Here is an 11,034-nt window from a genome sequence, read left to right on the forward strand (position 1 = left end):
CTACGAAAGCCATGCAATCGAGCCCGCGCACACCGCAGTAGGAGCGGATCTCATCCGCGAAAATCACCGCCCCATGCAGGGCGGCTGCTCAGCGACTCGGCACTTCCCCCACCACCGTGGTGCGGTACATCTCCCGGCGCATGCCGTGGTAGTCCGAGACCGGGTAATGCCAGGTACTGCGGTTGTCCCAGATCGCCAGGGTGCCCGCCGTCCAGCGCATGCGGCAGGTGAAGGCCGGCTGGGTCGCGATGCCGTAGAGGTAGTCGAGCAGCGGCTGCGCTTCGGCCGGGCGCATGCCCTTGATGCCGCTGGTGTAGGCCGGGTTGATGTAGAGGATCTTCTTGCCGGTTTCCGGGTGGTGGGTCACCAGCGGATGCGAGCGGGTCTCGCCGTCCGCATTGCCGTAGCGCACCGCCATGTTTTCCATCAGGTCGTTGTGCTTGGCCTCGGCACCATAGGCGCGTTCGGGGCTGTGGATGGCGTCCAAGGTCTCCAGCTGGGCGCGCAGCTTCGGCGACAGCCATTCGTAGGCCAGTGCCATGTTCGCGTAGAGGGTGTCGCCGCCGAACGGCGGGATGTCGTGGCCGTAGAGCAGGGTGAAGGCCGGCGGGCGCTCCTGGAACGACCAGTCGCTGTGCCAGGCGCCGCCGAACACCACCGGGGTCTTCTCGTTGGCTTCCTTGACCACCCGCACCACGTGGGGATGGTCCGGCAGGCCTTCGACGTAGGGTTCGCGGCCGAACTCGCCGAAGCGCAGGGTTACCGCCTCCAGGTCCTCGATGCCCAGCGACTGCCCGCGGATGAACAGCACCTTGTGCGCCAGCAGGGCCTGGCGCAGCTCGGCGTAGCCTTCCTCGCCGAGGGTCTTCAGGTCGATCTCGCTGACGTCGGCACCGATGGCCCCGGTGGCCGGGACGATCTGGAAGTGCCGGTAGCTGGCGGCGCGGTTCTGGCTGGGCAGGGCGTAGAAGAACTCGAACATGGGCGGGCCTCTTGTCGGTGTTGTTGGCGTGCTCAGCATGGTCGGCGGACAGGGGATGCGCCATGATGATCGGCGCCAGAAATTGATGATTTCCGCCACTGCCCGGGAGCCCCACATGGATTGGCGCCAACTTCGCGAGATCACTGGAGTTCGCTACCTGCTCGACTGCGCCCGCGCCGAAGGCCTGGGCGAGGAGGCCTGCCTGGTGGGTAGCGCCATAGATGCGCGCGAACTGGCCGGACGCAACGCGCAAATCCAGGCCTGGCAAGAGCTGGCGGTGATCCGCAACCTGCTGCAGCACCTGGGGCGCCCGGGCCTGGGCTTCAGCGCCGGACGGCGCTACCACCTCACTTCGCTGGGCCTGCTCGGCTTCACCATGCTCGCCTGCCGCAACCTGCTCGAAGCCTTCGAGACCTTCGGCCGCTACCAGAGCCTGGCGCTGACCCTCTGTCCGGTGAGCCGCGCCGAGGATGCACAGGGCATCTGGATGATCTTCGACGACAGCGTGCTGCCGCCCGACGCCCGCGCCTTCGTGGTCGAGCGCGGTGTGGCCGGCTGCGTGCAACTGGCCAGCGAGCTGCTGCAGCGACCGGTCGAGCCACTGGCGCTGGAATTGCGCAGCGCCGCGCCGGAAGACCCGATGCCATACGCCCGTGACTGGCCCGGCCCAGTGCGCTTCGGCGCCGCGCGCAATGCCGTGCTGTTCGCCCATGCCGACCTCGCGGCCAGCCTGCCGCAGGCCCACCTCGACGCCCGCGCCAGCGGCGAGGCGCTCTGCGAACGAGCCTGTGCGGAGCTGCAGCTCACCCTGGCCGGCACGCCCACGGCGCGGGCGGTGCAGCAACTGCTGATCCGCGAGTCGGCGAACCTCCCCGGCAGCCGCGAAGTCGCCCGCCGCCTGGGCCTCGCCGAACGCACCCTGCAACGCCGCCTGGCCGCCGAAGGCCATAGCTTCCAGACGCTCAGCGACGGCATCCGCCAACGCCTGGCCGAGCGCCTGCTGCGCGAATCCAGGCTCGACCTGAACGGCATCGCCCAGTGCCTGGGCTACGCCGAAGCGGCCAGCTTCTCGCGCGCCTTCCAGCGCTGGACCGGCACCACGCCCGGCCGCTGGAAACGCCAGGCGGGGCCGCCGCTGGCTCCTCTGTAGGAGCGGATTCATCCGCGAAAATCCCTGCGCCGATGCCAACGTGTAGGAGCGCGCCATGCGCGCGAATCGCGGCCATGGGCCGCTCCTACAGGGAGGCGCCGTGCATAGCCATTCGCGGATGAGATCCGCTCCTGCCGGGCTTCCCAAAGGCAAAAAAAAACCGGCCATTGGCCGGTCGAATCGAGGGAAGAACCGTTACTCGCAAACCGCCGCGATGGCGCGGGCCAGGTCGCCCAGGCGCGTTGCGTCGATGCCGGCGATGTTGGCGCGGCCGCTGCCGACCATGTACACGCTGTGCTCCTCGCGCAGGCGGCGGACCTGCTCCGGCGTCAGGCCGGTGTAGGAGAACATGCCGCGCTGGATGGCGATGTGCGCGAAGCGCTCGGCCAGCCCGTGCGGGCGCAGGGCCTCGACCAGGCCCAGGCGCAAGCTGGCGATGCGGGTGCGCATGGCGGTCACTTCGTCCAGCCAGAGTTGCTTGAGGTCGCGGTCGCCAAGGATGGTCGCCACGACTTCGGCGCCATGCGCCGGCGGGGTGGACCAGAGGTTGCGCGCGATGCTCGCCAGCTGGCTGCGTACGTTGCCCAGTTGCTCGGCGTTGGCGGCGCTGACGATGAGCGCGCCGACGCGGTCGCGGTAGAGGCCGAAGTTCTTCGAGCAGGAGCTGGTGATCAGCACTTCCGGCAGGCTTTCGGCGAACAGCCGCACGGCGCGGGCGTCCTCCTCCAGGCCGTCGCCGAAGCCCTGGTAGGCGAAGTCGATCAGCGGCAGCAGCTCGCGGCGACGCACTACTTCCAGGACCTTCTGCCAGTCGTTGTAGGCCAGGTCGAAGCCGCTCGGGTTGTGGCAGCAGGCGTGCAACAGCACCACGTCGCCATGAGGCACGTGGTTCAGCGCGGCGAGCATGCCGTCGACGTCGAGGTGATTGTCGGCACCCACGTAGGGGTAGTGATTGACCTTGAGGCCGGCGGCGGCGAACAGCGTCTCGTGGATCGGCCAGGTCGGGTCGCTGACCCAGATGCCGCGCCCCGGCAGGCAGCGCGCGATGAACTCGCCGGCCAGGCGCAGGGCGCCGGTGCCGCCGGGAGTCTGGGTGGCGTCGGCGCGCTGGCTGGCCAGCAGGCGCGAGTCGCTGCCAAGCACCAGCTCGCTCAGGCGGGCGGCGAAGAGCGCGTCGCCGTGGCCGCCGACGTAGCTCTTGGTGGTCTCATGTTCCACCAGGCGCTGCTCGGCCAGCTTCACGGCGCGCGGGATCGGCGTCAGGCCCTGGGCATCCTTGTAGACGCCCACGCCGAGGTCGAGCTTGGCCGGGTTCGGGTCGGCGCGGAAGGCGTCGATCAGGCCGAGGATCGGGTCGCCCGGCACGCGCGGGATGGGGGCGAAGTGGTTCATTTGCGGCCTTCGGCGACCTTGGCCAGCTCGTCGGTGCGCGCGGCCATGATGAAGTCGTTGCGGTGCAGGCCGTTCATCTCGTGGCTCCACCAGGTCACGGTGACCTTGCCCCACTGGGTCAGCAGGTCAGGGTGGTGGCCGACTTCCTCGGCGATGCCGCCGACAGCGTTGGTGAAGGCCAGGGCATGGCGGAAGTTCTTGAACAGGAAAACCCGCTCCAGCTCCATGTGGCCGTCGCGGACCTCGATGTTCCAGTCCGGAATCTGCTTGATCAGTGTGGCCAGTTCATCGTCGGAGACGTGCGGGGCGTCGGCGCGGCAGGCTTCGCATTGGGCTTGGCTGAGGGTGCTCATGGGGTTCTCCTTGTTGGTTTCGTTACGCAAGGTATTTGATTGTAGGAGCGAGAAGGACGCCTGGGCGTTGCTCGCGAACGCCCCCTCTGCGTCATCCCCGCGAACGCGGGGACCCAGAAGGCTTCGCGAGCAAGCTCACCCATACGGGGAGGGGGTCAGGCAGCCTGCTTCGGCGGGAACTTCGGTGCATGCAGGCCCAGCTGCATGGCCTGGCGGACCATCGCCATGATGTCCTGGTGGGCCAGCTCGAACAGGCGCTTGAGCTCCGGCAGGACGAAGTACAGCGGTTGCAGGATGTCGATGCGGTAGGGCGTGCGCATCGCCTCGACCGGGTCGAAGGCCTGGTGCTCGGGTACGTCCGACAGGCTGTAGACCGTTTCCTTCGGCGAGGAGAGGATGCCGCCGCCGTAGATGCGCCGGCCTTGCGGGGTGTCGAGCAGGCCGAACTCGATGGTCATCCAGTACAGCCGCGCCAGGTACACGCGCTCTTCCTTGCTCGCAGCCAGGCCGAGCTTGCCGTAGGTGTGGGTGAACTCGGCGAACCAGGGGTTGGTCAGCAGCGGGCAGTGGCCGAAGATCTCGTGGAAGATGTCCGGCTCCTGCAGGTAGTCCAGCTCTTCCGGGGTGCGGATGAAGGTGGCCACCGGGAACTGCTGGCTGGCCAGCAATTCGAAGAAGGTCTGGAACGGGATCAGTGCCGGGACGCGGGCGACGCGCCAGCCGGTGGTGGCCTGGAGCACCTGGTTGATCTCGCCCAGTTGCGGGATGCGGTCGTGGGGCAGGGCGAGCTGCTCGATGCCGTCCAGGTATTCCTGGCAGGCGCGGCCTTCGATCACCTTGAGCTGGCGGGTGATCAGGGTGTTCCACACCTGGTGCTCGGTTTCCGGGTAGTGGATGAAACCGTTCTCGTCAGGCTGGCGGGCCACGTACTGCGTTGTCTTCATGGGGCCTCCGGGTCAGGCCTTTGTTGTTGTGATAGCTCCACAGATAGCTGTGTTCGCGTGCCGATGCAGCCCCTCGCTTCCCGCTTCACGTGGCTGAGATCGCGGCTTTTCGTAAAGAAAACGTTACGACATGGGCGAGTTGCCGAGAATTCGGCTTGATGCGCTCGGAATCTGTCACATATTCTTGACGGAAAATTCCGGCCGACAGGCGAAAAATGCCTGCCTCGGGACCCCGGCAAGTACAAGAGAGCGGGCCTTTCCATGCGTATCAAAGTCCACTGCCAGAACCGCGTCGGCATCCTGCGCGACATCCTCAACCTGCTGGTCGACTACGGCATCAACGTCAACCGCGGCGAGGTCGGCGGCGAGCAGGGCAATGCCATCTACCTGCTCTGCCCGAACCTGATCAACCTGCAGTTCCAGTCGCTCAAGCCCAAGCTCGAGGCGATCCCCGGCGTCTTCGGGGTCAAGCGCGTCGGCCTGATGCCCAGCGAGCGCCGCCACTTGGAGCTCAACGCGCTGCTGGCAGCGCTGGACTTCCCGGTGCTGTCCATCGACATGGCCGGGCAGATAGTCGCTGGCAACCGCGCGGCCGCGCAGCTGCTCGGCGTGCGCGTCGACGAGGTGCCGGGGATTCCGCTGGCGCGTTACGTCGAAGAGCTCGACCTGCCCGAGCTGGTGCGCGCCAACAAGGCGCGGATCAACGGCCTGCGGGTGAAGGTGAAGGGCGACGTGTTCCTCGCCGACATCGCCCCGCTGAAATCCGAACACGACGACAGCGAGGCGCTGGCCGGCGCGGTCATCACCCTGCACCGCGCCGACCGCGTCGGCGAGCGCATCTATAACGTGCGCAAGGTCGAGCTGCGCGGTTTCGACAGCATCTTCCAGAGCTCGAAGGTGATGGCCGCGGTAGTTCGCGAAGCCCGGCGCATGGCGCCGCTGGACGCGCCGCTGCTGATCGAGGGCGAGACCGGCACCGGCAAGGAACTGCTGGCCCGCGCCTGCCACCTGGCCAGCCCGCGCGGCCAGGCGCCATTCATGGCGCTGAACTGCGCCGGCCTGCCCGAATCCATGGCCGAGACCGAGCTGTTCGGCTACGGCCCCGGCGCATTCGAGGGCGCGCGCCCGGAAGGCAAGCTCGGCCTGCTCGAGCTCACCGCCGGCGGCACCCTGTTCCTCGACGGTGTCGGCGAGATGAGCCCGCGTCTGCAGGTGAAGCTGCTGCGCTTCCTGCAGGACGGCTGTTTCCGCCGGGTCGGCAGCGACGAGGAGGTCTACCTCGACGTGCGGGTGATCTGCGCCACCCAGGTCGATCTGTCCGAACTGTGCGCCAAGGGTGAATTCCGCCAGGACCTCTACCACCGCCTCAACGTGTTGTCGCTGCACATCCCGCCGCTGCGCGAATGCCTCGACGGCCTGAACCCGCTGGTCGAGCACTTCCTCGATTCGGCCAGCCGGCAGATCGGCTGCCCGCTACCGGTGCTGGCGCCGCAGGCCATGGACCGCCTCAGTCGCTACCACTGGCCGGGCAACGTGCGGCAGCTGGAAAACGTGCTGTTCCAGGCGGTCTCGCTGTGCGAAGGCGGCACCATCAAGGCCGAGCACATCCGCCTGCCGGATTACGGCGCGCCGCACCCGCTGGGCGACTTCTCCCTGGAGGGCGGCCTCGACGCCATCGTCGGCCGCTTCGAGCGGGCGGTGCTGGAGCGCCTCTACCGCGAACACCCGAGCAGCCGCCTGCTCGGCAAGCGCCTGGGGGTGTCGCACACCACCATCGCCAACAAGCTGCGCCAGCACGGCCTGGGGCAGGGCGGCGAGTCGGACGGGACATGACGCGGAGCGTCATACGGTCCACGCCCAGTCGATCATCGGGCGTAGGGCGCGTCAGAGAATCGACGAGCCGTAGCGAAAGCCTGGGTTGGTTGAAATTTGTACAATTTTCTGGCGCTGGACTATGTTGACCTTGGAGGTTCCATCGACCGGACGGGGCTGCGGTCCGCAAGGGCCCGCGTAGGCGGTAACGCACAGCCCGGCGCTTCAGGTCGGCCGGCCAGCGGCGAGTCGTTCACCCGCACGCTTGTCCGGCAAGGGAGAGGAAATAACCTCCGGCCCCGCGCGGCGCTCCGGTCGCCGTAGGCGAGGCGAAGGACCGGGCCCGGCGGACCCAGCGACGCTCCCCTCCGGCGCCCCTAGGCAGCGTCAACGGTCGACCCGACGCCTCGGGAGGGACCATGGACAGCAAGGACTCAGGGAGCAGTCTCGCGCTCTGGATACCCGGCGGAGCGGTCATTCTCAGCCTGGTCGTCTCGACATTCGCACTGACCCGCGCACCCTTCCTCGAACCGCGCCCGCTGGGCGGCCAGTTCCGCGCCGAACAGCCCATCGAGGCGCGCCTCTGGCAAGACCCCTTCGATGCCCTGGAGCGCTACCGGCGCAAGCTCAAGGAAACGCCCGAGACCGCGAAGGAAGACCCCTGCCTCGACGTTCTCTCGATCGCCGGTGACAAGCCTGGCGCAGTGCACAAGGCCGACGTGATGCTGGCGGTGATTGAAGGCGGCCCTTACGCCGACGAGGTGGAACTGCGCAGGCGCACGCGTTACGCCATCCTCGCCGGTTTCAAGAACAGTCACATGGTGCCGGACGACGAGCAGCACATGCGCTGCTTCAAGACCCCGGTGTTGAGCACGCCCGCTAAGGACCAGCCCGAGTTGCCTTACGAAGAGCTGGTGGCCAACCCCCTCGATCCGCCACGCGACGCCGAGCACCAGGCACAACCGGAGGCCAGGACGCTGCTGTTCTGGGTCAAGGACGATTACCTGATGGACCACCCGCTGATGCGCTTGAGCGAACTGCGCAAGCAGCTGGCGCCGATGGTCGGTCGTAGCGAAACCGACGACACCTTCGTCCTGAAAGTCCTGGGCCCGTCCCGCTCGACCCTGTTGCGCGAGATGTATCGCGACGAACAGGCGGGCAACGCCACGTCCACCGTCGAGATCTATTCACCGATGGCGACGGCCGAGAAGAAGATGCTGACCTGCGGCATGCCCGGCGACCGGACCGCCACGCCGGGTTCCAACTGCTATGTGGCGGGTGAAAAGCCCGCCACTCCCCAGAAACCGATGAAACTCCTGCGCACCGTCGCCGACGACGGCTGGCTGGCCTCCATGCTGCTGGACGAACTGATGCTGCGCCGGGTCGACCCGGTCAAGGGCATGCAATGCATGCGCGGCATGGCGCAGCGGGTCGGCAATGACTGCGCCGCCACCGATGTCTGGCCGCGCTATGGGCGCATCGCGCTGATTTCCGAATGGGACAGCTTCTACTCGCGCGCCCTGGCCGAATCGTTCAAGGCCAAGGTCGCCGAGCGGGCGCGCCTGGAGCCGGGGAATCGCGACATGGTCGACGACTGGGTGCTGCGCTTCAGCTACCTGCGGGGCGTCGACGGGCGCCTGCCGGATCAGGCGGCGAAGAGCGACCCGTCCGCCGCCCCGAAAGACGCCAAGGACCCGCTGAGCGACCGCAGCCCGCTGGAGCGCTCCGACGGCGATTCGCAGCTGGACTACCTGCGCCGGCTTGCCGATCGCATCGCCGAGCTGGACGACGGCTACCGGCAGAACGGCGACAGTGGCATCGCCGCCATCGGTGTGCTGGGTACCGATGCCTACGACAAGCTGCTGGTGCTGCAGGCGCTCAAGGCTCGCCTGCCGAACAAGCTGTATTTCTCCACCGACCTCGATGCGCGCATGCTGCAGCGCGGGCAGGCGGAGACCACTCGCAACCTGGTGCTGGCCTCGCCCTTCGGCCTGTCGCTGACCCGCGCTTTGCAGCAGGACGTGCCGCCTTTCCGCGACAGCCTGCAGAGCGCCGTGTTCGTCGCCGTGCTTGCCGCCCAGTCGCCCCGCGATTTCGCCTTCAAGCAGGCGAAATTCGACCCTGATGGCGACAGCCTGCTGGCGCCGGGCATCTACGAGATCGGCATCAGCGGTTTCATTCCGCTGGCCAGCGAGCAGCGCGGCGATCGCGGCAAATTCTGCGTGACGCCCAGGACCCAGCGCTCCTGGGCGGCCGGGCGCCCGGCCATGACCCAGGACATCATGACCCTGAGCTGCCTGCAGGACCCGCCGCCACCGCCCTATCCGCAGATCACCGACGCTTTGCGCGGCAAACTCGATGGCGTGCTGGCCATGTGGCAGGGCGATTGGCTGATCCTGCTGGTCTCGGCCTTGTTGCTGTTCCTCGGCTGGTGGTGGGTCGACGAGCGCCAGGACTCGACGACGCAGCAAGGCCAGCTGCCGTTGTGGGTGCGCCGGCTGCCGCTGGCCTTCTACGTGGTCGCCGGCCTGTTCGCCTGGGCGTCGGCGCTGATGTGGCGCGTCCAGTTGATCTGGGGAACCTTCGTGCTGATCGTCCTCGGCGTGCTGGCGGCCCAGCTGATTCGCCGCAATCGTGAACTGATGCGCTGCCGGGAGCAGGAAGCAGGCTCGGCGCCGTTGAAGGAGACGTCCCTGCCACCCAGCCTGTTCGATTCCTCGGCCTACTACCTGGTCCTGCCGGGAGTGGTCTTCATCCTCGCGTTGCTCTGGGGCTACCAGTCACGGCGGATGCTGACCGAGGATGGGCTGGGCGAGCCGATGTTTCTCTTCGAAGGGATCAGTGCCTGGCCAACCATCGCGCTGCGTCTGCTGGCGCTGCTCATCTCGATCTCGGCGCTGGCCTGGGGTTGGCGTTGTCTGCGCCTGAACCGCCAGCAGATCGAAGAGGAGTACGGCCTGAACATCAAGCCGGTGACACTGCGTAGCCGCTTCCCCTGGCGGCGTGGCTCCACGTCGTCGGCAGAGGCCCCGGTGCCCGGCACGCCCGCAGAGGGCCAAGCGAAACAGCAGGCGGCCGGCACTCAGCGCTGGCTCCGGGAATTGGGCACCTATCTGACATTGGTGCTGTTCCCGTTATCCAAGGACAGGATCGGGCAAATGGCCAAGCAGTCGCACGCAGTGAAATACGCGGGCAGCGACGGACGTCCGACCCTCGTTATCGAGGAGTTCTGGCAGGAGCACTGTCTCGGCGGCGTGTTCGGTGCTCGCCTGCTGCGGGCCATCCTGGCGACCTGGACCTTCGCCCTGATCAGCGGTGTGCTGTACGTTCTCTGGCCGTTCGACGGCAGCCCGGTGCGAGGTAGTCTGCTCTGGAGCAAGACCGTCTGGATGCTGCCGACGCTCGCCTTCCAGCTCCTGGTGTTCTGGGTGGTCGACGCCAACTTCCTGCTGATCCGTTTCATTCGCCAGCTGATCGGCCACCACGGCATCTGGCCGGAGGCATTGCGCGAGAAACACCGAAAAATCTTCGGCATCGACCAGCACGCCTGTATCGACGACTGGGTTGACGTCGCATTGATCGCCCGGCGTACCGCAGCGGTGAGCCGGCTGATCTATGCGCCGACGGTGGTGCTGCTGATCCTGATCGTTTCGCGCAGCAGCCTGTTCGACAACTGGCCGACTCCGCCGGGGTTGGTGATTTCCTTCGTTGTCACTGGCCTGATCCTGTTCTTCTCCGCGTTGTCGCTGCGTCGCGCGGCGGAGAAGGCCCGTGCCCTGGCCTTGCAGCACATCGATGCGCAGTTGTTGGCCGAGCCCGCCGACGGCCCACCGGTTGCCAAGCTCCAGCTGATCCGCGAACGCATCGTCAACCTGAAGACCGGCGCCTTCTCGCGCTACACGGAAGAGCCGCTGGTGCGCGCCTTGCTGCTGTCGCTCACCGGCTTGGGCGGCACGGCGATCATCGACGTGCTCAACCTGGCCAAGTTCTAGGTCGATGAAGGGTTACCAGGTCTTCACCCGGTAGCCCTTCACGCAGGCGCGGACTTCGTCGTCGATCAGGTTGCCCGGCTTGATGCATTCGGCCATCGAGCGCGGGCTGTCGCCGTACTTGTCGGGGCGGGCCGGGCTGCCGGCCGCCTGTTGCTCGAGGCCCAGGCGGCCGAGCAGGGCGTGCCAGCGCGCTTCGCTCCACTGGCGGCCGGCCGGGTCGTGCCACAGCTGCCAGGCGCCCACGCCAATGGCGATCAACAGTGCCAGCTGCAGCACGTGCTTGATTGCGCGTCGCCAGTTGTGCTCGCGGGGCGGCGGCGGTTCGCCGTTCTTGCCGGGGTTGTTGATGTTCTGCCAGTACCAGTCGCGGTCTTTCAGGCTCATTCGGGCGGGTCCGCAGGAAGATTCG

8 protein-coding genes are annotated in these 11,034 nt (G+C 67.3%); 3 read left to right on the plus strand and 5 right to left on the minus strand.

Annotated features, from left to right (window positions below; translation table 11 throughout):
• Positions 1 to 88: 88 nt before the first annotated feature.
• The gene (locus ACA097_RS21865) at positions 89 to 982 is read right to left on the minus strand and encodes a TauD/TfdA dioxygenase family protein (protein ID WP_371365965.1); all 894 of its coding nucleotides are present in this window, start codon (positions 980 to 982) and stop codon (positions 89 to 91) included.
• Between the two features lie 115 nt (positions 983 to 1,097).
• On the opposite strand from ACA097_RS21865, the gene ACA097_RS21870 reads away from it, so the two are divergent.
• Entirely contained in the window at positions 1,098 to 2,132 is a 1,035-nt protein-coding gene (locus ACA097_RS21870; RefSeq protein ID WP_371365967.1) for an AraC family transcriptional regulator, read from the plus strand.
• A gap of 195 nt (positions 2,133 to 2,327) precedes the next feature.
• Here the strand turns inward: ACA097_RS21870 and ACA097_RS21875 are convergent, their stop codons facing one another.
• The 3 genes from ACA097_RS21875 to phhA all read right to left on the minus strand — a co-directional run bounded on the left by ACA097_RS21875 (position 2,328) and on the right by phhA (position 4,821).
• Positions 2,328 to 3,524, minus strand: coding sequence for an amino acid aminotransferase (locus ACA097_RS21875; protein ID WP_371365969.1), 1,197 nt, complete (start codon positions 3,522 to 3,524; stop codon positions 2,328 to 2,330).
• Positions 3,521 to 3,877, minus strand: a complete 357-nt coding sequence (locus tag ACA097_RS21880; protein ID WP_160287817.1) for a 4a-hydroxytetrahydrobiopterin dehydratase — start codon at positions 3,875 to 3,877, stop codon at positions 3,521 to 3,523. The genes ACA097_RS21875 and ACA097_RS21880 overlap by 4 nt, the downstream gene beginning before the upstream one ends.
• Positions 3,878 to 4,032: 155 nt before the next feature.
• On the minus strand, positions 4,033 to 4,821 hold the full coding sequence (gene phhA, locus ACA097_RS21885; protein WP_371365971.1) for a phenylalanine 4-monooxygenase: 789 nt from the start codon (positions 4,819 to 4,821) through the stop codon (positions 4,033 to 4,035).
• A gap of 261 nt (positions 4,822 to 5,082) precedes the next feature.
• Between phhA and ACA097_RS21890 the strand changes: the two genes are divergently transcribed.
• Entirely contained in the window at positions 5,083 to 6,654 is a 1,572-nt protein-coding gene (locus ACA097_RS21890; RefSeq protein ID WP_043253665.1) for a sigma-54-dependent phenylalanine hydroxylase transcriptional regulator PhhR, read from the plus strand.
• Positions 6,655 to 7,052: 398 nt separating this feature from the next.
• Positions 7,053 to 10,625, plus strand: coding sequence for a hypothetical protein (locus ACA097_RS21895; RefSeq protein WP_371365974.1), 3,573 nt, complete (start codon positions 7,053 to 7,055; stop codon positions 10,623 to 10,625).
• Between the two features lie 12 nt (positions 10,626 to 10,637).
• On the opposite strand, the gene ACA097_RS21900 is transcribed toward ACA097_RS21895, so the two are convergent.
• Positions 10,638 to 11,009, minus strand: coding sequence for a hypothetical protein (locus ACA097_RS21900; protein ID WP_371365976.1), 372 nt, complete (start codon positions 11,007 to 11,009; stop codon positions 10,638 to 10,640).
• Positions 11,010 to 11,034: the final 25 nt, after the last annotated feature.

The sequence above is a fragment of the Pseudomonas sp. QL9 genome (assembly GCF_041409665.1).
Taxonomy (GTDB): Bacteria; Pseudomonadota; Gammaproteobacteria; order Pseudomonadales; family Pseudomonadaceae; genus Pseudomonas; species Pseudomonas knackmussii.